Source organism: Janthinobacterium sp. Bl 1, assembly GCF_058215535.1.
On the sequence record NZ_CM177086.1, the window covers coordinates 3,883,195 to 3,906,887 of the forward strand.

Genomic DNA, 23,693 nt, shown 5'->3' on the forward strand with positions numbered 1-23,693 from the left:
CTAAAATTCAGGATGATCTATGATGGCAAGTCTTGATGTTTTGATCGAAACACCTAAAATGAGCAAGCAAAATCAAATTTCTCCATCATCTAATCTCGTCAGTGAACTATTGACGGGTATGCGCCTGCGTGGAGTCCAGTACCGCCGCATTCAGACCGGTCCAGCTTTCGGCATGGGCTTTGAAGACAAGCCAGGCCACGCCTACTTCCACTTCCTGGCCGTTGGCACTGCCTACATCTGTACGGATGATGGTGAGTTGCATCAGCTGTCCGCCGGTAGCGCGGCGTTCATGCCTCACGGCAGGAGACATCAGCTTCTATCGGATGCGGGTATTGCATTTCAGGACATCGAAAAGTTCGATGCCGCGCCCCTTGGTGAATCCGTTAGCGGAGTAGACACATGTCCCAGTACGCACCCCATGCCCAGTGCGGTTATTTTTTACGGCTGCATGGAATTCGATCTCGGCGGGATGCAAGGGATCGGCAAGCTGATGCCAACCGTCATGGTGGCTGACACGCAAGCGCAAGACTATCCTGGGTTACTGCCTGTTCTTGATTCAATGAAGCGTGAAATCTGCGCCGGCCGTATTGGCTTTGCAGGCATTCTGGCTCGCCTCGCGGAGGTCGCGGCAGCAATGATCGTGCGCGGCTGGATTGAATGCGGTTGTGAAAACGCTTCTGGCCTCCTCGCCGCATTGCGTGATCCGCGCCTTGCTCGTGCCATATTGGCGCTGCACCGCCAGCCTGGTCGTGAATGGACAGTTTCACAGTTGGCTGCGGAGTGTCATATCTCCCGCTCTGTCTTCGCGCGACGCTTTGAAACCACCATCGGAGTGCCGCCCCTGCGCTATGCCACGGAATTGAGAATGCGTCTTGCCGCACAATTGCTCACTCACGAAAGAGTGTCCATCGACGTCGTCGCCCGACGCCTTGGCTATACATCTCAAGCCGCGTTCAGTCGTGCTTTCAAGCGCGTCATCGGCAAGCCGCCGGGCGCCTGTCGGCAAATGCCTTGAGGAGAGTCGCTGAGGGAAGCGCGGATCAATCCATTTTTCAGCGACCTCTCGCCAGAAACGCAGCAGGCCGTCGCGACCGCGCGCGCCGCTGGCCAGTTGAACGCCTCGACGTCGGGCGGCCTTGTCTTCATGAACGATGGTGCCGAGCCGAGCAACGGCGAACTGGGCTGCCCTACCTGCGGAAGCAGCGGGCATGCCAGTGATGTTAAGCCGGCATGCGAACCTGCGGTTGCTCAACGCCGATCACCGACGCTTGACGCGCGCCGTTCAGCGGCGACCGATCCTGACACGCCTGCAGGAATACCGCAGCAATCATGCCGCAACCTGCCGTCAGTTGCATGATCGGCATACGAAGGCAACGTCCCAGCGTGCTGTAGCCCGGCAAAAGATCGATGGGTTCAACCGGGAAATCGGTGAGACGGTATGTCAAATCCGAACACTGCACCAGCCTCTCACTCACCTCCCTCGTTCCCTGCGCGGGGACCGCGCTCCAGCGAGAGGGACAATGCCAGCTAATCGAACACGCCCGCTCAGCCCTTTCCATCATTCCCCAGCACAAACAATCGCTGCGCCGCCTGGAACACGCCCAGCGCCAGCAAACCGAGGTACTGTCACAGCTGAACGCGCAAATCACGGCGCTTTTTGACGCCCTGCAACACTTGACCGAAGACGATCCGTACTTCCTGAGCCGGAATCGGGACGATCGCACGGCAGCCGGATAGATAATTTTTCCGCCCAAGGAAAGGATCAAGAGCGCTATCGCATCAGCAGATAACATCCCCGATAGCTGGAAAACGTACTTGTCCTCAGTTGGAACGGGACACCACTGATGCACATCAACGATATTTTCAAAAAATTAATATTATTACATTTGAATAGTTTTTCTTCAGTAGAAACATATAGGATTTGTATTTCTTACATCCTGGATCTACTCGCCAGAGCTCAATTTGAGATAGCAGACTCAACCATTCAACCAAGTCGAAAGGAACAAGATGAAATCCCATATGCGTCATGCCGCAATGATCGTTTCGCTGTTGTCCGCCTCCTCCTGTGCTTTGGCGCAGGTTCCCAATCGATGCCCATCGCTGGCGTTTTATGGCAATGCCGCCACCAGCGGCCTCTGCAAAAGCCTCAGCCCTGCTACGCAAAACCTGCAAGTGTGTGAATTGACGGCCGCGCAACCCGACGTTCACTTGACCTTTGGCCTCCAGCCAAATGGCGTGAACCCGCCCGTACCTCTCCACCTGACAGTGCGCACTCAGGCCAACAACTGCGAACAAGCGACCAATATCGTCCAGAACGCTGCCGGAGCGTTTGTCGCGCAAAGCAACGCCCTGCTCTGTGGCGTCGACCCCGTCACCTATGTTCAACGCATGAACGCTCAAACGATTGTCCCAGGGAGCAACGGTCAAAGCGCTTGTCGCACAGCATTCATAAACGCACAGACGGGCGGCAAATTGACGCCCGCAGTGGCGCAAGGCTATCTCAACGCTTGCAACACCGGAGGCCTCGCGAATGCCGCATGTCCGTGATGTGAAGCGGCAAGCAACAAAGACGACAAGAAATGAGCTGCATTCCGAGAAAGGCTAGCGGGTGTCCAGCAGACTCGTGGCGATTCACAGTGATCCGGAAAGGAGATAAAAATGAGCAAAGGTAGCGGTAATAACGGAGGCCGTAGTGGTGGCTCCCAGGACGGTGGCGGTAAAGGTGGCGGGGCAGCTGGCGGTGGCCGTGGGCAAGGAAATGGCGGAGGGTGGCCAAGTGCAACGGGCAAGCCATCTGGCGGAGGGCGCAGCAATGCACCCGCTGGCGCTGGCAACAAATAGGTCTGGCGCTGGTTTAGCTTAACAATTCCGTCGAGAGGAAGCGCCCGCAAGCTAAGCGTGTGTACTCGCTTGACGTGAAAACGGCCGCAGGAAGCGGCCGTATCATTTGGGGCTGGACAGCGGGTTAACAACCCATTGCCCCAGATTTGCCCCAAGTTCCTATTCAGACAAGATATGAAATCCCAGGTCTTTGAATACAAACTAAAATTTTTGGTGGGAAGTGCAAGTTTCGAACTTGCGACCCCTGCAGTGTGAATGCCATTGCGCATCTGTCTGCGCAGTGCTCTCATAGGGAGAGTTCACCGAATGGGCTCCAGTGACGCCGCCTGAATTGCACTGGATTACACTGAAAATTACACTGAAATTTCGCAGCTCGCGAGGTGACGCGCCTCAAGCACCAACCGGCACACCTTGCCATAATGGTTTAAATATAACGTCCTTGGCGGATCGGTGTCCACATCTTACCCAATATATGGTGCACTTCTGTTCGCCGCGCTGACGCAGCAAGGTTGCGGTGCGGCATTTCCGCGAGTGACCACGCAACCCAGCGTTATTGGCATGAACAGCTTCGCCCTCGCCGCCCGCTACAGCACGCCTGCCAGCTATCAGCACCTCGGCGAATATCTGCAGCTGAATTACGGCAGCACAGCGGCTGGCTGCCAGGTCATCGTACTGGTCGACCAGGCGCAGCGCGTAGCTGGCTGGTCGTCATCAGGCAATCATTGCGTGAAAGCTGGGATAAGCCTAAAAGATGTGCTGGAATGACTTTATCGCAGGATGCGCGCCTCGCTCTTCGACAGCTCGCGTTCCTTGAAATCGATGTCGATCATCCACCCGCCTCGCTCCAATTGCTCGGGCCGGCTCTCAAATGCTTCCCGCAACTGCAAGCCTCCCAGTTCGAACGACTCTTCCGACATCCACTCGATGTGACAGTCTATCAAACGCCCCTCCGGAAAGGTGGAAATCTGGTGCCTGCGCAGCTCGGCGCAAGTGGTGTGCCGCTGTAGCACATTTGAGTAGTCGTCGGCCACAGCCAGCAACCCACGCGAGCCACTGCTCTCGCGCGCAAGTTTTTTCGGCAGCGCTACTCCCGATCGATATAGTTCCTTGATACGGAATCCGACGGCGTGCTCCGGCACGAAAAGCTTACACACCCAGGTCTGGGCGACCTCGCGGGCGTGGCCAGACTCATCCCTCGTTGCCTCAATGCCGCTCAGCACCAGATTCCACCCCTGTGCCCGCACCAGCTTGGGCCTGGCAAGCTGCGCCAGAATGCGCGGCGCGCCTATCGTCTGCAGGCGCGCCACTTTTGACGGGCGTCGATTCCCCTCCAGCGTGACTTCGACCACCAGCAGTTCCAATAGCATGGCGCCCTCGACTACCGGCGCGGGCGCTCCCAGCGCCGCCCCGCCCTCTCGCCGTCGCTTCGCCCATACCTTCATCACGAACTCCAAAAAATACTGTACATATATACAGTATATTGGCGAAAATGAACAACGAGAAGTCGAAATTTGTAACTAGAAGAGCCCGCCCTGCTCCACAGGCGTAACTGGCGCAGGCGCATTCGCACGGGTTCGCGGCTGCATCGGATCGGGCTGCGCAACGAGCAGCTCTGCAGGATACTGCCGATAAACGTCCTCCTCCGACACCAGCGAGCCGTCCAGCCAGCCCTGGTACTGGTCCGGGTCGAGGATCATCACCATGCGCTTTTCATCGTCGGGTTTGTGGAAGCGCTGCATCAGCAGGTGCCCGTCGGCGTTGATCGTCAGCATCGAAAACGACAGCAGCTGATCTGCCGGCCGGTATTCCCAAATGCCGGCAATGGCCACAGGGCCGCCGTCGGCGCGCTCGATGCGCCAGCGCACAGGCTTGCCGGTTTCGTAGTTGGGTTCGAAGAAGTTGGCCGCCGGGATAATGCAGAACTGCTTGCGCTTCCAGGCACTGCGGAAGGATGGCTTGCTGGCCACCGTCTCGGTGCGGGCGTTGTACGTCTGGCGGGCCAGCTTGTGGTCGGCCCAATGGGGCACCATGCCGAACATGGCGGGAGCGATCTCCAGCTCGCCATGCGCTTCATAGGAGGCACGCAGGATGGGCGCCATGTAGCCTGGCCAGGCCTCGGGCGGCAAGTCGAGTTCGGGCGGTCGAATACCGAAGCGGTCTTCGATCTGCTCTTTGCGGCTGGGGGTGTAGTCGGCGCACATACATTTACCTTTTCACAAACAAGAAAATTGAGTATGCAAGATTTTCTCAATGACAACCATGCAGCTAAACCATCATTTCTTATGAATGCTAGCTAGTGCTCTATTTTCTTAAGCATTATCACGCTACACCATCTTGTACAGAGCCGCTCGAGCCCACGAGGACTCAAATGAAATTCCCTAACTTTTAAAGTACAGAGTAAAGAAATTTATAATGCAAAAATAAAAACCAAAGATCGCCAACACATATGGAAGCATCACATCCACAAATGCCTTCCCCAACGGATGCATTTTACGCAAGGCTTTCACCACAACAATTATCTTATTAAAAAAATTAAACTTGAAATCAAATTTATTATTAAAAGTACTTTTATGATTATTTGATTTTATCATATAGCAAGTTGTAAATATAACAGAACCGCCAGACAATTTAAATCCTGTGCTTTCCGTAAAATCACAACCGCCAAAATTTAAAAATTTGCAATTTTCATCATTGTCAAATCCCAATGTCCCGGATATATCCAGAGCATTTTTAACAAGATTAATATCAAAATAGCGCACCACATTTTTCTTTGCAAATCTCGACAAATCTTTATTGAGACTTGATAAGATCGTTTCTCTCACATGTATACGAAACTCTTTCCACAATTTCTTTCTATCCGCCACAGCTTCATCGCTATGAAAAAATCTCAGAAAAACATATAATAATACAAAAATAATAGAAATCCAGGCCCTTGATAAATTTATATCTCTAAGATCAAACCCGAGACCTCCCTTATCAGAAAATTTCGGCCTTAAAAAAGTATAAATCATTATCGAAACACATAACACAACCAGATTTCTCCGAAGCTTATCAGCCGAATCTTCCAAGGCAACTCCTACAATCCAAAGATTAAAATTAAAATATATTTACATTGACATTTTCCCCTAAAAAATAAAATTAAGTCAAGTACATCCAAAAAAATAATCGCCTATAGTCCCCCTCATATTTCCAACCATGCGGCTAATCCCGCGCCAGCGCCAGCACGATCTCGCCGTCCTAGCCACTGGCGCCTGATTGTAGAACTACTTAGAATAGGCCAGCTGGCTCTGCATCCCGATCCCAACTGTAAATAATCAGCTCCCTACGCTCCACCGCCTTACCTCCACCGCCGACGTTGTACTGGATGCCGGTCGTGTCCATCTGGAAGCGCGCGAACACACGCCGGATGTCGGGATGGTCATTCAAGCTCAAGATGGCCTTGCCTTTCAGCCGGGCCATCAACTCGGCCATCTTCTCGTACTGGGCGAACTCAAATTCCACGCCATACCCAGCCATCTCCCAGTATGGTGGGTCCAGGTAAAACAACGTGTGCGGCCGGTCGTAACGCTCCATGCACTTATACCAGTCCAGGTTCTCGATGTAAGCGCCAGACAAGCGCAGGTGCGCGGCCGACAAGTTCTCCTCGATGCGTAGCAGGTTGAGCGGCGGCGCGGTGGTGGCAGTGCCCCAGCTCTGCCCGTCGACCTTACCGCCGAAGGCATGCTGCTGCAGATAGAAGAAGCGCGCCGCGCGCTGCAGATCCGTCAGGGTATGCGGTGGCGTGTCCTGCAGCCACTTAAACACCTCACGGCTCGACAGCGCCCACTTGAACTGGCGCACGAATTCCTCCAGGTGATTTTTTACGACGCGGTAAAGGTTGATCAGCTCACCGTTCACGTCGTTCAGCACCTCGACTTCGGCCGGCGGCCGCATGAAGTACAGGGCGGCGCCGCCGGCGAAAACCTCGACGTAGCAAGTGTGCGGCGGAAATTGCGGGATGATACGGTCGGCCAAGCGTCGTTTGCCGCCGATCCAGGGGATGATGGGTAGTGCCAAAATGTGTACCTCCTAGTGATAAAGTCGAATTCCTCCCATGAGGCAATCCAAGCCTACTCGCCAGGTACCGGCTGATTGCCGCTGTTAGCGCAGCGACAATCAGCCATCCTTTCTATGGCGCCATGCCATTTTCACGCACGAAACTATGGCATGCGCGGCCTGTCGCAGCCACTTCCTCTGTCTGCAGGATCAAGGCTTGAATATCTCGCGCCACCGCGTCAGGAAGTAGCCAGCTGGCGGGATCGGTTGTAGCGCCTCCTTCGGCGCCACTGCCACCGGCCGGGGCGGCAGGTCCACCACTTGCACAGAAGGCGGGCTTGCGCATGCGCTCAGCAGCAGCAAGACGAGCGCGAACATGGTTGATTTCGTCATCGTAGACTTTCTTGATGGCCAGCGCGGTGGCGGCCTGTTGTCGGGCTTGCGCCAGATTCTCGGCGGCGCGCTGCGCCACCGCCTTCGTTTCCGCTGCCGCGCGGGTCTTCCTGTCGGCATCCCACAGCGCCTGCACTGCAGCCCTCCCCTGGGCGTTGCCCTGCGCGCGCTGGTGCAGCATGCCGACGCCGGCGAGCAGGCACACCAGCATAGCGCCGTAAAGCCAGCCAGGCACCACGCTCGCCAGCTTGGCCAGCGCGATCACACCAGCACCTTGCGTGCTTCTCGATACAAAGCCAGGCGCTCGGCCAGGCCGTTCACGCCGCCATTGATGCGGCGCGTCACTCGCTCCTGGTCGCCAGCATCGGCCAAGGCATTCAGGCCGCGCGTCTGCCAGAACCAGCCGGCCGAACGGCAGGCGTTGACGGTCTGCTCGAGCAGCTCAGGCTGGGCCAGCAGATCCAGGCCCAGCGCCTTGCCGCAGGCGGCGTAGTTCGCGCGGCCCGTCACCTGCAGCAGGCCACGCCCACGGAAGCGCACGCCGTCGCCACGTTGCGTGTTGCCCAGGTCGGCGCGCCCCTCGTAGGCCTGGCCGCTGGCCAGCTCACGCACATAGCGCAGCTGACCAGACTCGTGCCCGACCTGAGACAGGAACGAGGCCTGGCGCGCCGGCGTCGTGATCCCGAATTCCACCATGGCCGCGTTCAGCGGCGCCAGGAAGGCAGCCGCGCGCAGGCGAGCCAGCGGCATGATGGACAGCAGCTGTTCCAGCGTAATGGCGCTCACAGGCCACCCCGCACGTCCTTGACAGTGGCGGCCATGTCGCGCGCCAACTCACCGATGTCCTTGTCGCGGCGCTTGTCGAACCAGCGCACCGTGGCGCCCAGCACCCACCAGGCGGGCAAGCCAGCAGCGACCATGAGCGGCGCGGCGATGAACAGGAAGCCCAGCGCCGGGTCGCTGCCGTACAGCACGGCGACGGCGCGCGCGCTGTCGAACAGGCCCGGCATCCAGTTGCGCACGACCACGACCAGGGCTGGGCCCATCAGGGCGGAAAAGAGAATGGTGACGAAGAAGCGCACGCCCGCTTCCTTGGCTGTTTTTGGCCACATGAACATGAATCCCAGTGAGGTTGCAGCAGCGCCGGCCAAGACCGGGATGCCAAAAATTTTGATCAGTGCGCCGCCGGCGGCGGTCGTTTCGATGGCCATGTAGTGCCTTTCAGGTGGTGGAAATGAAAAAACCCGCCGAAGCGGGTTTGTGGTGAATGCGTTTTTTTGCTACACGACCTTGACCATCACATAGGCCCTGCCGTCCGGTTCAATCGAGATAACACGCCCGACGGCCTCCAGATACTGCGAATGCGTGAGGTCTGCCTTGTGGATGGGAATACCCTTGATGCCGGCACCGTCCTGGACCGGCACGATGTAGTCGCCCGGCTGGGCGCCCAGCACGTTCACCGGCACGCGGCCGGCGATGGCGATGCGGTCGACCTTCTGGCGCTCGACTTCCAGAGCCGCGTCGAAGGCGGCCATTGACTCGGCATCCTGCAACAGGGCAAGTTCATGTGCGGCCAGCGCAGCTGCGAAGGCAGCCTGTTTTTCGGCCCATGCCTCATCGCTGTCGCCGGGCTCGGTTACCACGTCCTCATATTCCGGTGGATTGGTGCCGGGCACTTGCTGCTGCATGGCCACATCGGCGCGACGCAGGGGCTGGGTCGGCGTTGGCCCTGCCTGGGGCGACGGGCGCGACCCGATGACGCTTGCCCAGGAGTCGCCACCAACGAACGAGGGCGCGGTCGATTTGATCGAAAACAGGACGGCATCGGCCCACTTGTCAGTTATTTCATTATCAGCAGTGATGCCAATCAGCGCTCCCGGAGAAACAATACCGCAACCCAGGCACTTACGAGTGTACTCAGCATAGTCGTTGCCCGATGCATTGAGCGTACCCTCGGCCATAGCACTACGCCCCGTAGTACTATTAGAACCAACGTACAATACCGCACGTTGACCGCCCCAATTTTGGGTTCCCGCAGACGCCAACACCACCAGACTTGGATTCTGCCCATCACGCCCAACATATAAAATCTCATCACCTTGCGCAGCACCTCGGCAGATATTGTGACGCAACACAGAGGTATCTGTACTACCTGCTTTTAAGAGTTGAAGATAGACTAGGCCATTCCCGCCAAACCTTGCTATGTCCGCTGAGGTCGTGTTGGAGTTTTTGTCGTAAGCCCGAAGGATATACCGGTAGCCTTCTTTGCCTGGCAAGGCTCCGTTTCCACCGGACACGTACCAACCGATACTGCCAGCCGAGTAGGTGCCGACCAGTCCGCCGATGCCCGAAGAAATGACGCTGTTCACACTGCCTGCTGCAGAGCCAACTGGGCAGTTCAAAATATAAGACCCGCCCGTCGTCCAGTCACCAATAAATAAGCCGTTGTTGATCTGCACTGCGTTTTGCGTGCCTGAATACAGGCCGGCTGAGGAAATCCCTCGAATGCGTGGCGGATATACAGCAGCGTTGCCTGAGTCATAGACCAGTGTTCCAGCGGGCATCGCGGTCGCTGAGGCAGGCTGCGCGTAAGTGGTTGCGTTATAGCCTAGAAGGCTAAACGAAGCCGCCCCAAAAGTGCCAGCCCGGAAGTTCAAGTACACCTCAAACGTCCCATTTACCAGCTGGAACACCTGTATTCTGGCGTTGATCGGGACTACTCCATTAAAGGTCGAGTCATAGTAAAACCCGCCTCGAACGCCCAGCATGAGCACGAAAGGGGAGCTGGCATTTGCCGCCCAGCCATCATTCAACACCCCATCAATACGCAGATGCTGCGCATTGCTGCTGCCATCCGCAGCAAATGTGGCAATCCGATACCAGAGGCCAGTCGGCGGATTTTGTCCGAGATAGGCATAACCATATTTGCTGGTTATGCCCACCGTCACCGGAAATGATGTTGTAATTGGAATGCTGGGGTCCAACCATGCGGGCGTCATATAGCCATTCGGGCCACCAAGCGGCGACATACCCACGGCTGGCGCATACGACGCCACCACGGCGCCGCGTCCGGCCAGCTCATTCAGGCGCCGGATCACATCCTTTTGACCATAGTAAAAAAAGTCGGCCATTACAGTTCCTCGATTTCGATGTTGGTGGCGTATGCCTGGTAATACGGGGTAGTGATGGCGGAATTGCTGGCGAGGCGGCCATACACCTGGTGCGCCTGCTCGAGCTCGCCATCGTCGCTGTCCGGATACAGGCTGACCAGTACAGGGAGCGTCAGGCCATTGCCCCGCACAATGCGCCACAGCTCGGCCCGGTCCAGCGGCGTCATATGCTCGAGCGCGAGCGACAGCTTGCGATACATCGCGCCTCGCTCGACAGTCTGGCTGCCGGCGCCGGTGCGGTTCTGGGTGCTGGTATCGAATGACGTGACGCCAGCACCGTAGGAGGCGTTTTGCTCCGGACTCCAGTAGGGACCGACCACCAGGCGCGCGGCCTCGATATAGCCCGCCGGATTGTCTGGGTCCGCCAGGTCAATGACCAGTTTCTTGATGCTGACCATCGGGAGCCAGCAGCGCGCATACGTGCCGCCGCCATAGCTGAAGGCGTTCACGCCCAGCGGCAGCGCGCCCCAGTCCCACATGCCCAGCCGGGCGTACTCGCACGCTGGCACGGCGCCGGTATCGAAATCGGGCACAGCATCCCCTGGCTCGACGTAGCCGCGCACGCGAATCGTCGCCGTCGGCGTCAGGTTACAGAATGGCAGCGCCACGCAGCCGGCGATCTCGGGCGAGGGCCAGGTGGCGGTGATGGTCAGGGCCAGGCCGAGCGAGCGATGCACGTCGTACTTGTCGTCGAGCTGCAGGTTGGCCGGGCCCAGCTCTCCGGTTTGGCTCGATGCGGTCAGCGCGGCCCGATCGGCGGCGTTGTCGTAGACGATGCGAAGGTTGGCCATCAAAGCTCCTGCAGGACACGAATAGGCCAAGCCACAGCGGCGACCTGCCCTATCGTGGTGGCGGCCTCCAGCTCGCCGCGCAACGCCTGGCCCTGGTCGATGACGGCTTGCACGTGCGCGCCGGCCGCCGCGCCCAGTGCCATCGTTTCGGCGGCATCGAGCTCGCGTGTCGTGTTATCGGCCAATACCCATGTCACCTTGTACGGCGTGGCGGCAGAGACCGCCATCATGGCCAGCATGGCGGCGCCGGTGATGCGCGAGATCGACACCGGGTCGCTGTCGAACACGCTGCCATCGAACGCCATACCGCCAGCGAGCGCCGCATCGCGCGCCACCTTGATCTGGTCCCACTGGCGCAATTTCATCGCCTCCAGACCTTGCGCCTGGTCCGCCGTGATCACGCCGCCCGCAAAGATGCTATCCGCAGCACCGGTAAGCCAGGCCTCAGCCGAGGCCAACAATGGCGCGGCACATGCCGTCGCTGGCACCAGGACAGGAGTGGTGTAAATCGGCCCGGTGCCGGCAAGATACGCTGTTTCGTTCGGATAGCTCAGCACCGACAGCATGGCAATCGATTTGACAAAATCGACCTCCAGGCGCCGGGCCACGTGAAATTCGCCAACAGCATGGTTGGGCAAGGTAATGGATTTAAGAATAGGCATGATAACTTTCAGGCAAGGCCACTTGCATCGATGAGAATGGCGGAGATTTGTCGGATGGTGTCGACCGCAGAAGCGCCGCCGTCTTCACGCCGCCAGCGGTTCTGGAAAATATTGCGTTGAACAGTGCCGGCCACCAGCTGCCAGCCGCGCGCTTGGTTCCTGATGATGTAAAAGGCGCCGTCCCGAACAGAGGTCACGTTGTAATCCATCGGCGTGCCCACGATGGCAGGTATCGCCACGCCTGAAGGCATGTCCCAGGACAATGATCCCGCCGCGATATTGAGACGCGCACGGTATGTCAGCGGCTGCCGTGTGAGATCGGCGCAAACACTGGTGTCGTCGCCATACAAGGCTGCGGTGAAACCGGGCACCAGCACCGGGGCGCCGAACACATACACCTCGGTCACCTCCTGGATATCAAAGCCATTGGCATCGAAAGCGCCGTTTCCCTTGTGCACGTTGATGGTCCAAGTGTTGCCGGATTTGCTGATATTGCGCAGCGCCGTGGTGCCGTTCGCCTTAACCGGCAGGGCGACGATAATATCGCCGGCCCAATCGATGGTATAGACGCTCTGCCCTGGGGTTTTCGTGATGGTGCCGCCCCCGGCCTGCGCCACCCCAAACAGTTGCGCACGCCCGATGTAGCCGTAGGTGATGCCGCGATCGGAGATCACCAGCTCATCGGTGTCATTGACGATTTGAACAAAGGACATTAATACACCTCCACGGCAAACCGCCTGGTCGTGCTGGCAACGGATACGGTGACGCGTGGATAGCCCAGTGCCGTATCGGCCACGACGCCCATCGTGCCCGCTTCAACCCACAGCAATAAAGGCACGATTTCGACCGAGCGGCCGGCAAAAATGGGATAGGTCAACACTGCAGTTTCGGTGCTGGCATATTGGCGGACGTCGGCAATGATGCCGCCGGCAACGGTCCGGGAATCCCAGTTCTTGGTGCCGTTATCGTTGAAAAGCTGCAGCGCCGCCATCATGCGTCACCCATTTTCAGCTTCAATGTATTGGCGGAATTGAAAAATGAGAAACCTGAACTAGTAATGTCATACCCGGCGCCGGTGCCAGTGGCAGCGCGCGCTGGACTGCGGATCAGGCTAAAAGTGCCTGTTGCTGCAGCCAGCGTGCCATTAAAAGTCGCCAGACCTGCTACCACGTTGAATCCGGGAGCATAAACATCGCCGTTAGACCCAACACTAAAATATTGGCCGTTCTGCGGGTTCCCTATAAACAGTCCGTCAGCGCTGAGGTGATATCCAACGCCAAAGTTGCCGGTGGCCGGCCAGCCAGGTGCTTTTGTGGGATAGCCGGCGCCTCCGTGCAGCGTCGTACCGTACAAATCGCCTGCTGTCACATTGCCCAGGTTCGCGTTTATTGCCGCCAGGTTATCCACTGACAACGCTTTGGCCGCCACAGATCCATCCACCAGCAGATTGCCGTTCAGTACCGTACCCAGGGCCAGCCAAGCCCCATTATCAAAATACTTCGTCACCGCATGCGTCGCGTCGTACAGCGTGACCACGTCGCGGTTGATCGGCGCGCCGTAGCCGGCGTGGCCCAGCTCATAGACGGCCGAGGCATCCGACCAGGTGGAATAGCCCGGCGCCGTCACGGTGACTGTGCCACGCTGGCCAGCCGCGCCGTCGGCAGCCAGGCGTGCAGCGGCGGCCCATTCGCCGGGCGCGATGTCGTCGGTCGCGGTGCGCGAAGCGGCCGTGGCGCCGGAGGTGAACAGATAAGCGCCGCCGGCTGTTGGCACCTGCGTCGACCAGCCATTGTTCAGGCCCGTGAGCGCGCCCGTGGCAAAGGTGAACGTGCATGCCGCGCTCGGCAGCGCCGGCGCGATGTTGGTGGCACCGCGCTGGTAGATGCGCACGGGCGCCACGTTCAATCCGTCGGCACCGTCCTTGGCCAACTGCACCGCCCCCGCCCACTCATTGGCGGCGATGCTGTCCGTGGCATTGCGCGAACTGGCGGCGGCCACGCGCACGTACAGCGGCGCCGTGCCGGCCGGGATATTCTTCGACCAGCCATTGGCCAGGTCATTGCCGGCCGGCGTCGTGATACTGGCCGTGGCAAAGGTGAAGATCACGTCACCCGGCGAATCACCTGGCGCGGCATCAGCGCGCTTGTAGGCGAAGGCCTGGCCCGTATTCAGCCCGGACAGGCCCGTCTCACCGGCGACGCCGTCGAAGACCTTGCTGATCATGTAGTTGGCGACGTAATCGACGCCGAATTCACGGATGGTGGCTTGCACCAGGGCTGTATCCGTGGTCATGCTGGCAAAATTGACCGTGGCAACATTCCCGTTGACGGTGATCTGCGTGCCGGCGGATACCGAAAACACGATATCGCCCACCACGTTCACTGGCTTGGCGGTAATGGCAATCGAGCCTGGCGCACCGGCGCCGGCACTGTTCACGCGAAATACCGGCGTGCTGCCAGCCAGCAGGATCGCCTTGCCGTCGGCCGTCGTGCTGAAGCGCTCCCCCGAGGCCTGCAGCAGCGTATCGCGCGCACCACCGATGGCCGTCATACCAGCACCCCCACCGTCACGCGCCCGGCCAGCCATTGGTGTGACAGCAGCACCACCACACCAGGCACGCCGTCCCGCAGGCCGAAACGATCATCGCGCAGCACCACGGGCTGCCCCAGTTCCAACATCATCATCTCAGGCTCCCCATCAAATTCGTAAATCGTGCGCTGCACCTTGTTCAGGGCCAAGCGCCGTGCCGCTTCCGCTTGCGCGTCCGCGTTCGTTTTGAGGCAGGTTTCAATCTGCGGCGGGTCGTCCGTCAGCCGGTACCGCGCTTTTACCGCAGCATCGACAGCCGTTTCCGTCAGCCACTCCGTCGCGTACAGCTCGGCGTGCGCGGCCGGGATGCTGGTGGTCAGACTGGCCTGCACCGTGTAGTTGCGGTCGAATGCGATTTTGACGGCCGCCACGACCGGCAGGCGCTGCACGACGTGCAACGAGCCCACCCGCATTTTCTCGGGGCCGATTGGTACCGGCACGCCGGCGGCCGGCAGCGCGATCTGCACGAGGCGCAGTTGGCCGGTGCGCGACATGAGCGCCTGGGCGCCCACGCTGGCCGCCAGCTGCTGGATGGCCTGCGCCTGGTTCGTCCGGTCCGCAACGTACAGGCCCACCAACTGCGGGTGTGCGGCATCGAAGGCGGCCAGGTTGGCCAGGTCGAGGTCCGCCAAGGTGAAGCGATCCGCTGCCTTGCCATACGCGGTGGCAATGCGCTGCACCAGCGGCGCGATGCGCGGCGCGTAGCCGCCGCCCTTGTCGCCCTGCACGCTGACAGTGATCGCCGCCGAATACGGCGGAGTGGTCAGGTTGAAGCGCCCGGCCTGGTCGTTGAGCGCGACGGCAATCGGCTTGCCGTTGGTGCGCACCTCGAAGCTCGACTCGACGGCGCCCAGGAAGCCATATTCCATGGTGACCGGATCGGTCAGCAGCGGCGTGACGTTGTGGCATTCACCGAACGGGATCGGCAGGGTCGCGTCCTTGTTTGGCGAGGTGCCGCCCAGCTTGGCCTCGGCAATCGGCGTATCCAGGCGCTGCAGCTTGTCGCGCAGGGACAGGTTGAGCGTTTCCCGGCGCGAGCTGCCGATGTCAGCAATGATGCCGTCAAACACCAGGCGAAAGTCGCTGCGCGGCCAGCGCGGATCGCCGGCCAAAGCCTTGACCGGACGATTGCGCCACACGTCGCCGAGCCAGCTGTCGAGCTTGCCGTCAGCGTTGGCCAGCTCGATATCGCCGCCAGACAGTCCGGCCTCACCGGTCAGGCTGACCTGTTCGGTGAAGGCCAAGCCGCCAGTGGCCAGCGGAAGATACACGGTGTTGGCCGGCACATCCGTTGGGCCCGTGACATACGGCCGCGAGGCAATATAACGTGTGACCTCGCTGCCACCCACATTCACTTGCGCCTCGATCAGTACCATGTGGATGGCTCGCGGACTTCTCAGCCACGCCAAAAATTGCGCATCGGTCATTCGGAATACTCCACTTGTTTCGCCCAGGCGGATGCCTTGGCGGATTTGTCGATGCCGGCGACGACCGTTTTGGCCGCATGGTCGTTCGATTCGACGGTAGCCTGCATGACGGCGCCGGTTTGCTTGGCCTGATCGGCGCGCAACCCTTTGACCTCTTCCCGCAGGCCCTTGATCTCGGCTACCAGGGCATCGGTGTTGCCACCGCCCTGGCTCGGCGCGCCACCGAAGTAACGGCGCATGGCCGCTGCCGCTGGTGCGTCGACCACCACTTCACCGCGGTGCAGCTCGGCCGCGTAGCCGTCAAACGGCACATTGGCCAGCCCGCCGGCATGGGAGCCGTCGAACTGCACACCCAGGCCGTTCGCCGTGCCCATCGCCGCATGCAGGTTGGCAATGGCTTGCGCCACCGTCAGCACGCTGTCGTTGATGGTGATCAGGCCCGACACCTGGGCCTTGAGGGCATCCAGGCTGGCCTGCTGCACGTCGACCTGCGCCGAGGCCCATTTCAGCGCCTCGTTGTTGGCCGCCACCACGCGGGCGTAATCTGCCGCGTAGCGAGCATCCGAGGCGTTGACCACCTGGGAGGCCGTCAGGAAAGCCTGCTCGGCAGCCGACAGGCCGGACTGCGCCGTCGCGTCGCCGGCATTGGCCGCCGCTAGGGTTTTCTCGAACTGGGCGCGCGCCTCGGCGTATTTCTGCTCCGGCGTCAGGGTGGACTGGTTGCCCAAGGCCATGCTGGCGTTCAAGCCGTTGAGCGTGGTCACCCACGACTTCGACTTGTCCAGCGCCGTCTTGGCCGCTGCCGCCTCGGTGTCGTAGGCCTTGGCCAGCGCATCCTTGGCGGTAATGACTGCCTTGGCCGCCTGGATCTGGTCGAACAGCGCACGATTGACGGCAGCCAGGCTGGAGCGCTGGATAGCCAGCAGTTCCGTTTCGCTTTTCGTCAGCTCGTTCAGCTGCTTTTGCAAGTCCTTGCGTTCGCTGTCGATCTCGCTCGCCGTCTTCGCCACCACGCCGAATTCGTCACCGTAGCGCGTCAGCTCGATGAATGCCTGCGAAACCGCCATCATCGAGGTGTAGGTTTTCTGGCCAGCTTCCGTAGTCAGATCCTGCGCCAAGGCCAATTTTTTGAACTCTTCTACAGTCGTAATCTCCGTGCCCTTGTTCAATGGGGTCAGCACGGTATTCACGCTCTTGCGCAGGGTGTCGGCCTTTTCTTTGTCCGTGAAGAAATTCTCCAGGAAGAAAGCGCCTTGGGACGTGAATTTATCCAGCCCGCCCGACATCTTGAGCAGTTCCTCCCTGGCAGCGATCGAGGAAATCCCTACCGCACCGAAGGTCTTGTTAAACGACCCCAGCACGGCGTCGATGGTGGCGTAGTCGTTGGCGACACGAACTAGGGTTTCAAGGTATCCCTCGCCGACGGCCCGGAAGGATTGCAGCCCCGCGACACCGGCCTCCGCCATCTTGTCACCCATTTTCGAAAACGCAGTTTCCAGGGCCTTCTGTTGCTGCTCCGCGTTCAAGTCTTTGAAACTAATTTTGCCGAGATCGACAACAAATGCATTCAACCGCATTTTGAACGCATCGCCTCCTGTTCCAAGAGCGTCGGCAGCGGACGTGATCGTGTCGCGCATACCAAGGACAATTTTCGTAAATTGATCGTCCACCTCCGCGCCCAGTGCTGTAACAGGGCTGCTGTACTTATCCTTGCGGAAAAGGCCGCCATCTTTCTTGATATCGGTGAACTGACCCACTGACAAACCGCTTCTCTCAACCTGGCCCAAGGTTGCCTTGCCCGCCGTGATGCCGGTATCAAGCGCAGTCACCTTGCCACCGAATATGCCATTGACCACGCTGTTGCTGATCTTGGACAGGAAGCCACCGGTCAGCTTGTCGACAATCGCAGTCAACGGGAACGTGGAAAGTGTTTTCGCGCTGAAATCTGCCAAGCCGCTATTCGTTGCAGGGTCGAGCTTGTTCGTCACACCCGGCGTTTGCGCCAGCAGCCCGCCCAGTCCGCCAATGCCAGACTCGATGTTGCGCAGCGCGCTGAGCATGCCACTGCTGATCGCCAGATCACGAAAGGTGTTATCAGCGATGAGCGATAGTGATTTAGCAATCGATTCGGATTTCGCCGTGGGATCGCCCAGCACCGTGCCGGTGCCGTTGGCGGCCTGGCGTTGCTCGGAAGCGCTCGCGCTTCCGCCACCACCCAGGCCACCAACAACTTTCGCCCCGACGGCCACCACGGCAGCCAACGTAGCGGCGCCGGCAACCAGGTTCATAGGAAACGGTAACGATGCGATGGCTTTGACCACTGCGGTCACAGCCCAAGCGGAGGCCTGCATACCGGCATTGGCCACTGAATTTAACGTCGACCCTGTCTCCACGGTCGTTTCTGTTGCTTTCGACGCGATGAACAAACCTGTAAACGCTGTAAGTAAGCCGCTTTTCATCAGATTACTTTCGATGGCCATCGCCATTTCGTAAGCACGAAATGCTCTTTCTGCAGTTTCCATCACCTTGTAACCGGTGCTGTTTTCCTTGAAGAAGCCCTTGGCGGCGCTGGCCATGTCGCCATAAGACTTGATCTGCGCTTGCGCGCCCTGCTGGGCTGCTGTGGCTTGAGCCTTGGCGATCTTGGTCGGATCACCATGCGCGTCCCTGGTAGAGGCGGCCAATTGTGCAGTGATGGCCTGCTGCTGCACGGCATAGCCAGACAATGCCGTCGTCAGTCCGCCGATGGCAGTGCCGACAGCGCCGAACGAGGCCGTCATGCCTTGCGCTGCCGACTTAGTTGCAGTGTCGACAGCTGTCAGGATGTCCAGCAGCTCCTTGGCCTTGGCCACGTCGCCGCCCTGCTCTTGCGTCGAAGCCTTCCCTTGCACAATGCCAAGGCGGTTCAACGCGTCAATCTTGCGATTGATACCTTCAATGACCTTCTCATTGCCCTCGAAACTAGCAAGGGCAGCCTTTTGCTCTTGAAGGTCTGCGACAGCCATTGCGGTCTTTTGCGCTGGCAACAAGTTGTATGCCCGAATTTGCTCCTCAACGGCCGCGACCTGGGCATTAATAGCCGCGATTTCCTTGTTTGTTGCATCTGATGCGGCGGTTGCGATCGCCGCCTGGCGCAGGCGCTCCTCTTCGTCCCGACTGAAACTCGCGTCGAAGAAGGCCTTTTCGGCAGCATCGCGTTTGCCCAGGATCTCGTTCAACTCCTTCTGATGCTTGGCGGCCTCAACCTTGGTCGCATTATGGTGGCCTTGCAGCGCGCTGATTTGGAGGTCGTATGCATCCACTTCAGCCTCATAAGTTTTAAGGGCGTAGCTGCGCTTGTTCTCATATGCCTGCTGGACCGACAATTCACCACCCTTCAGATACATATCATCGAGCCGACCGAGCGCGTCGTAGTGCGCCTTTGCAGTCGCAGCTTCTTTCGCGTACTGCTTGATTTGATCGGCAAGCTCGGTGTTTTCGACCTGGTCAGATTTCGGCTTGGCCTGATCGGTATGTGCTTTTTTCCGAGCAGCAATACCAGCGGCAATCGCGTCAGGGGTAATAAGAGGTGAATTTGGGTCGGCAGCTCGAATGGCATCAATATTCGACTGGTATGCATCCAAGGCGACCGCAAGCTCACCCATCCCCTTCTTCTGCAGGCGGATATCTTCCGCATGGATCATCGCAGCAGCATGAACAGCACGCGAATTCTTGGTCGCGACTTCACCCTGGGCAAGCGCGACAGCGTCGGCCTTGTTCAATTTATCCACCGCGTCCGTCAGACCAAGAACAATCTGCGTGCGGGCGGCCTGAAGTTCAGGCGTAATTGCATCAGGTGCCCGCCCCAAGCGCAGATTACTATCGGCCAGCCCCTTATCAAATTCCGACAGACGAAAACTGTATTTTTTTACATCGGCCGCTGGCGTGGCCTTGGCGCCGTAGCTTCCGATGGCATCCATAGCGCCGCCGATTGCTTCCTTTACGCCATGCCAGGCGCGCGCCACACCACCAAGGTTGGCAATCATCTGGTCTGCACCATCCTTGGTCGCCTTTGCGAAAGCCGCTGTAGCGACGGCAGACGCACCTTTTGCATCGCCGTCTTTTTCCAAGGCGCGGATTGCCTCATAGACGGAAAGCGTCAAAAAGTGATAGGTATCATCCAGTTTGACGGTTGCGCGGGTAATCACCTCGGTGGCGCGATTGGTGCTGCCTGTCGACTGAACCGCCAGGGACTCGAACTCCTTAATGGTCTTTTTGACGGATTCGCCCGTCGCAGTCTCCAACGCAATGACAGCATCGGTGATGTATGCGATCTGGTCGCCCGTGAACTTGCCAGTGCCGGCCAATTCCGTTACAACCTTCTTCGCCTCGCCAATACTCCCGTGCACCGCAGTCGCGGCATGCGCCAGTTCATTCAGCTTGTCGCTGGTAACTCCTGCGTAGTTGTTGGTCGAGATCAGGGCATTGTTCATTTCTCGCTGCGTGCTGGCGCCTTTGATCATTGCGTACGCCACCGTGCCCAGCGCGGCTGCAAAGCCCAGCACGGCCAGGCCAGTACTACTGAACAGCAAGCCTGCGGCGCCAGTTTGCTCGCCCAATACCATCATCGAACCGCCGAAACGGCTGAATTGCCCTTGACTCAATTCGTGGGCGAGCACGAGCAACTCACGTTTTGCGCTGGCGGACTGGAAGCTAAAGCCCTCCATGTGCCCGCCGGCTTTCTTGGCGCCCTCGCCAGTTTCGGCCAACTTGTTGATCAGTGGCGCCGCCGCATCGGAAACGCCCAGCTGAGCGGCGCGGTATGCTTGCAGCTGCTGGGTCGTCATGCCCAGCGTGGCTACCTGGTCGTGGAGGTTTTTAATAAAGCGGTCGCCAGCCTGGGCGGCCCGATCCTGGGCTCCGGCGGCATCGCGAGCAGCCCGCTCCTCGCGGTGCATGGCATCAATGCTATTGCCCAATGCCGCAGCCTTGATTTGAGCCGCGCTGCCCAAGCCCAACTCGGCCGCGCGATAGCGCTCCAGCTCGCCGCGCGCCATTCCAAAGGTATCAATCTCGCGCTGCAGGGATACAAGCAGGGAATGGTTGGACTCTTCCAGGGTGCGCGCAGCATCGGCGGCCTGCCGCATGATACGAGCAGTATCGTTCATGGCACCGTTGTAATCAGCCTGCTTCTTCCAGGTGCGTTCGGCGGAGTTGCCGAGACTATCAATTCCATTGGCGGCGGCTTCGCTGCTACGCCAGACACCCATCGATGCGCCCATGAACCCATTAAGCGTGTTGCTGCCACCAAGGAAGACAGTGCGAATACGGGTGGTGGTGACGCCCATTGCGTCAATAGAAGCCGTCGCTGCATCAACCTTTTGGCCCACCCGTGCACCAGCATCGCCCAACGCATCGACAGCCGTCGCACCTTCGGCGGCCTTGGTCTTGGCCAAAGCGCTGGCCTCCCCAAGCTTGTCGACGGCTGCCGTGGCGCCAACGGTCTTTTGCTCGACGCGCACTCTGCCTACACCAAGGGAATCCATTGCCTTTGCGCCCTCGACCACTTGGCGCGTATCAATGGAAAGTCCAAGTTGGGCAATATCAGGCATTTATATTTGTCCTTCTTGTTTTGATGGTGCATGAAGAGCACGTCAAGGCGATCGATCAGGCTTTCTTCGAACGGATCGAAACGGACACCGTGGCGCGCCTGCCAGCCCAATATCTCGGCACTGGTCAGCGAATTCACGGCCATGCCGCATTGACGCTTCTGATTCAGCTGGCTGAACCAGGTCCAGATATAGGCCAGCTCGGGCGGCAGCTGCGGTACCGCCGGCGCCTCGGGCGCTCGGTAGAGAGGGTTTTGCCGGGCGGTGTCCAGGTGATCGCCTTTGGCGTTGCCATCGCCTGCCGCTGCCGCTCGATCAAACAGATGATCGGCATACAGCAGCAGATCCTGGGTCAGACCTTCAAAAAATTGGCGTCGTTTTCCAGGGCGGTCGTAACGCGGTCCTGCCAGGTCGGGTACTTATCGTAGGCCGCGGCGATCATGTCCTTGTCGAACGCGGCCGGCGCGCCGTTGCTGGTGAAGCCGTACCAGTCGACGACCACAGCCAGCGCCAGGCGCTTCTGATTGTCATCGATGACGTGCACCAGCTGGTTGGAGCCTTCATCGGTCGAGGCGTCGATGGCCGTCTTACGCTTTGCGGACTTGCGGTAGCCTTCGGCACGCACGGCGTGGCTTTCCTTGCGATACTCGTCGGAATTCTTGCCGACGATCTTGAGGCCGGCTACGGGCTCGCCGTCGGCGTCGAAGATCACGGGCACGTCAAAGATCACACGCGCGGCAGGCGCGGACAGGTTGGCAATGTCGAAGCCGGCAACGGCGATGGCTTGAGCGGTGTTCAGGATTGCTTGAGTGGTATTCATGGGTAATGCCTTTCGCGGGTCATAACAAGTGCCCGTGCCGCCCACCGCTCCCGCGAAGGAGACGGCGGGCGGGCGGTGCTGCGGTTGGCTTGCGCCAAAAAGAAAACCCGGCGCGGGGCCGGGCGGATGGGTTACAGGCTCGTGTCCTGGAAGGCTACGGTGGTCGCTTCGTGCTGGGTGTCGGCGCCCTGGTAGCGCAGGATGTCGAAGGCGCAGGTGATAATCTTGTTTTTCTCGCCATCATCGACCTTAGCCGAGGTGATCTTGATGCGGCCCATGGCGATCGCCATGACGTCGGCCAGCGGCGCCGTGCTGGCCGCCATGGCGTATGCCAGCGGCAGTTCGATTTCTTCTTTGAAGTAATCGATGTATGCCGAATCCTGCATCAGCACGGTGAACTGACCGCTGCCCAGCACCTTGCCGCGCGAGGCGGCCGTGGCGAACTTCGAACCGATCACCGGATCGATCTTTACCTGTCCGTCCAGCGCCAGCGACATGCCCGTGCAAATTTGCGACGGGATGCCTGCGACCGACAGCATCGCAGTGGCACCGGAGAACTTGCCGGTACCGGGCGTGGCAGCCGGTGCCGCGAAGTACGCCGCTGGCGTGGTCGGGCCTTCGAGCTTGCCCATCAGCGTGAAGTCCATGCTCGTGATGCCGTTCGGCTGCACGGCGATATCGACCTTGCTGACCAACTGGTCGATGAAGCAGCGATTCACCGCGATGCCCGGATCCTGTACTTCCGCAGTGAACCAGTCCGTGGTATGCCCGGTCAGCGGAGTGAAGCTGCGCTTGCCGGTCGCGGTCACGGTCACAGGATCGCCGGCGGCTTTGACCGTCATCGCAGAGCCGTCCATGAACTGGCCTGCCAGTACCAGGGCGGTCACCGAGGTAACGAAGAAATTCTTGCCGTTGTTGGCGGTGCCGGTCGTCAGCAGGCCGCTGATGCGCACCACGGTACCGGCACGGTGGCCGTCGGCCAACCAGGAGCCAGCGGTGCGAGTCAGGCCCGTTGCACCCGATGCAACCGTGTTTTGTGCCGTGGTGACGCCGCCAGCGGTGAAGTCGCGGCGCAGCAGCGCGGCCAGCAACACCGCGTAGGTGCCGCAGCTCGCTTCGCCCTTGATGGCCCCCGAGGTCCGGAAATTGCCCAGGCGCGTGTCGCTTTGCTGCTGACTCGGGTCAATCTCGTTGCTCGAGTACTTGTCGGCGTCCGTGTCGAACGTCGCGGTCACGCGCGGGTAGAGGCGGCCGGCGGCCGCCAGCGCCTTCGTGCCTTCCGCTGTTTGCTTGCCAATAACGAGCAGGCTGTCGATGCCGTTTGCAGTGGTCATGGTGTGGATTGCCTTTCTTTGGTCGAAAAAAAAGACCGCCGAG

General features: G+C 59.4%; 22 protein-coding genes. 3 read left to right on the forward strand and 19 right to left on the reverse strand.

Translation table 11 applies throughout. From position 1 onward, the window contains the following. The first annotated feature begins 19 nt into the window (after window positions 1-19). On the forward strand, window positions 20-1,015 hold the full coding sequence (locus AC4BCN_RS17355) for a cupin domain-containing protein (RefSeq protein ID WP_490491375.1): 996 nt from the start codon (window positions 20-22) through the stop codon (window positions 1,013-1,015). Between the two features lie 205 nt (window positions 1,016-1,220). Here AC4BCN_RS17355 and AC4BCN_RS17360 read toward each other — a convergent pair whose 3' ends face one another. Beyond that, the gene (locus tag AC4BCN_RS17360; protein ID WP_338678896.1) at window positions 1,221-1,445 is read right to left on the reverse strand and encodes a hypothetical protein; all 225 of its coding nucleotides are present in this window, start codon (window positions 1,443-1,445) and stop codon (window positions 1,221-1,223) included. Window positions 1,446-2,007: 562 nt separating this feature from the next. On the opposite strand from AC4BCN_RS17360, the gene AC4BCN_RS17365 reads away from it, so the two are divergent. Both AC4BCN_RS17365 and AC4BCN_RS17370 read left to right on the forward strand, forming a co-directional pair. Further along, complete coding sequence (locus AC4BCN_RS17365) at window positions 2,008-2,547, forward strand: hypothetical protein (RefSeq protein WP_319991413.1); 540 nt, start codon at window positions 2,008-2,010, stop codon at window positions 2,545-2,547. Between the two features lie 852 nt (window positions 2,548-3,399). After that, window positions 3,400-3,606: a hypothetical protein gene (locus AC4BCN_RS17370; RefSeq protein ID WP_338678897.1), complete on the forward strand. Its 207-nt coding sequence runs from the start codon at window positions 3,400-3,402 to the stop codon at window positions 3,604-3,606. A gap of 2 nt (window positions 3,607-3,608) precedes the next feature. On the opposite strand, the gene AC4BCN_RS17375 is transcribed toward AC4BCN_RS17370, so the two are convergent. The 18 genes from AC4BCN_RS17375 to AC4BCN_RS17460 all read right to left on the reverse strand — a co-directional run bounded on the left by AC4BCN_RS17375 (window position 3,609) and on the right by AC4BCN_RS17460 (window position 23,650). Next, window positions 3,609-4,283 carry a hypothetical protein gene (locus AC4BCN_RS17375; protein ID WP_338678898.1) on the reverse strand — a complete coding sequence of 225 codons (675 nt, stop codon included), beginning with the start codon at window positions 4,281-4,283 and terminating at the stop codon, window positions 3,609-3,611. Between the two features lie 75 nt (window positions 4,284-4,358). Next, the gene (locus AC4BCN_RS17380; protein WP_338678899.1) at window positions 4,359-5,042 is read right to left on the reverse strand and encodes an SOS response-associated peptidase; all 684 of its coding nucleotides are present in this window, start codon (window positions 5,040-5,042) and stop codon (window positions 4,359-4,361) included. Between the two features lie 177 nt (window positions 5,043-5,219). After that, complete coding sequence (locus AC4BCN_RS17385; protein ID WP_338678900.1) at window positions 5,220-5,909, reverse strand: hypothetical protein; 690 nt, start codon at window positions 5,907-5,909, stop codon at window positions 5,220-5,222. A gap of 199 nt (window positions 5,910-6,108) precedes the next feature. Then, window positions 6,109-6,897, reverse strand: a complete 789-nt coding sequence (locus tag AC4BCN_RS17390; protein WP_338678901.1) for a DNA adenine methylase — start codon at window positions 6,895-6,897, stop codon at window positions 6,109-6,111. A 112-nt stretch (window positions 6,898-7,009) separates the two neighbouring features. After that, the gene (locus AC4BCN_RS17395) at window positions 7,010-7,534 is read right to left on the reverse strand and encodes a hypothetical protein (protein WP_338678902.1); all 525 of its coding nucleotides are present in this window, start codon (window positions 7,532-7,534) and stop codon (window positions 7,010-7,012) included. Beyond that, a complete protein-coding gene (locus tag AC4BCN_RS17400) occupies window positions 7,531-8,055 on the reverse strand; it encodes a glycoside hydrolase family 19 protein (protein ID WP_338678903.1) in 525 nt (174 codons plus the stop codon). The genes AC4BCN_RS17395 and AC4BCN_RS17400 overlap by 4 nt, the downstream gene beginning before the upstream one ends. Then, a complete protein-coding gene (locus AC4BCN_RS17405) occupies window positions 8,052-8,381 on the reverse strand; it encodes a hypothetical protein (protein WP_223278734.1) in 330 nt (109 codons plus the stop codon). The genes AC4BCN_RS17400 and AC4BCN_RS17405 overlap by 4 nt, the downstream gene beginning before the upstream one ends. A 168-nt stretch (window positions 8,382-8,549) precedes the next feature. Beyond that, complete coding sequence (locus AC4BCN_RS17410) at window positions 8,550-10,400, reverse strand: hypothetical protein (protein ID WP_338678904.1); 1,851 nt, start codon at window positions 10,398-10,400, stop codon at window positions 8,550-8,552. Continuing rightward, window positions 10,400-11,230 carry a hypothetical protein gene (locus AC4BCN_RS17415; RefSeq protein ID WP_338678905.1) on the reverse strand — a complete coding sequence of 277 codons (831 nt, stop codon included), beginning with the start codon at window positions 11,228-11,230 and terminating at the stop codon, window positions 10,400-10,402. The genes AC4BCN_RS17410 and AC4BCN_RS17415 overlap by 1 nt, the downstream gene beginning before the upstream one ends. Beyond that, complete coding sequence (locus AC4BCN_RS17420) at window positions 11,230-11,892, reverse strand: DUF4376 domain-containing protein (protein WP_338678906.1); 663 nt, start codon at window positions 11,890-11,892, stop codon at window positions 11,230-11,232. Before AC4BCN_RS17420 ends, AC4BCN_RS17415 begins: the two co-directional genes overlap by 1 nt. A gap of 8 nt (window positions 11,893-11,900) precedes the next feature. Further along, the gene (locus AC4BCN_RS17425; RefSeq protein ID WP_338678907.1) at window positions 11,901-12,605 is read right to left on the reverse strand and encodes a hypothetical protein; all 705 of its coding nucleotides are present in this window, start codon (window positions 12,603-12,605) and stop codon (window positions 11,901-11,903) included. Continuing rightward, window positions 12,605-12,886, reverse strand: coding sequence for a hypothetical protein (locus AC4BCN_RS17430; RefSeq protein ID WP_338678908.1), 282 nt, complete (start codon window positions 12,884-12,886; stop codon window positions 12,605-12,607). Before AC4BCN_RS17430 ends, AC4BCN_RS17425 begins: the two co-directional genes overlap by 1 nt. Then, entirely contained in the window at window positions 12,883-14,442 is a 1,560-nt protein-coding gene (locus AC4BCN_RS17435; RefSeq protein ID WP_338678909.1) for a hypothetical protein, read from the reverse strand. The genes AC4BCN_RS17430 and AC4BCN_RS17435 overlap by 4 nt, the downstream gene beginning before the upstream one ends. Next, entirely contained in the window at window positions 14,439-15,908 is a 1,470-nt protein-coding gene (locus tag AC4BCN_RS17440; protein WP_338678910.1) for a hypothetical protein, read from the reverse strand. The genes AC4BCN_RS17435 and AC4BCN_RS17440 overlap by 4 nt, the downstream gene beginning before the upstream one ends. Then, complete coding sequence (locus AC4BCN_RS17445) at window positions 15,905-21,499, reverse strand: phage tail length tape measure family protein (protein WP_490491376.1); 5,595 nt, start codon at window positions 21,497-21,499, stop codon at window positions 15,905-15,907. The genes AC4BCN_RS17440 and AC4BCN_RS17445 overlap by 4 nt, the downstream gene beginning before the upstream one ends. Then, window positions 21,415-21,906: a phage tail assembly chaperone gene (locus AC4BCN_RS17450; protein WP_490493612.1), complete on the reverse strand. Its 492-nt coding sequence runs from the start codon at window positions 21,904-21,906 to the stop codon at window positions 21,415-21,417. Before AC4BCN_RS17450 ends, AC4BCN_RS17445 begins: the two co-directional genes overlap by 85 nt. Next, the gene (locus AC4BCN_RS17455; protein WP_490491377.1) at window positions 21,849-22,316 is read right to left on the reverse strand and encodes a hypothetical protein; all 468 of its coding nucleotides are present in this window, start codon (window positions 22,314-22,316) and stop codon (window positions 21,849-21,851) included. The genes AC4BCN_RS17450 and AC4BCN_RS17455 overlap by 58 nt, the downstream gene beginning before the upstream one ends. A gap of 131 nt (window positions 22,317-22,447) precedes the next feature. After that, window positions 22,448-23,650: a phage tail tube protein gene (locus tag AC4BCN_RS17460; protein WP_139089427.1), complete on the reverse strand. Its 1,203-nt coding sequence runs from the start codon at window positions 23,648-23,650 to the stop codon at window positions 22,448-22,450. Window positions 23,651-23,693: the final 43 nt, after the last annotated feature.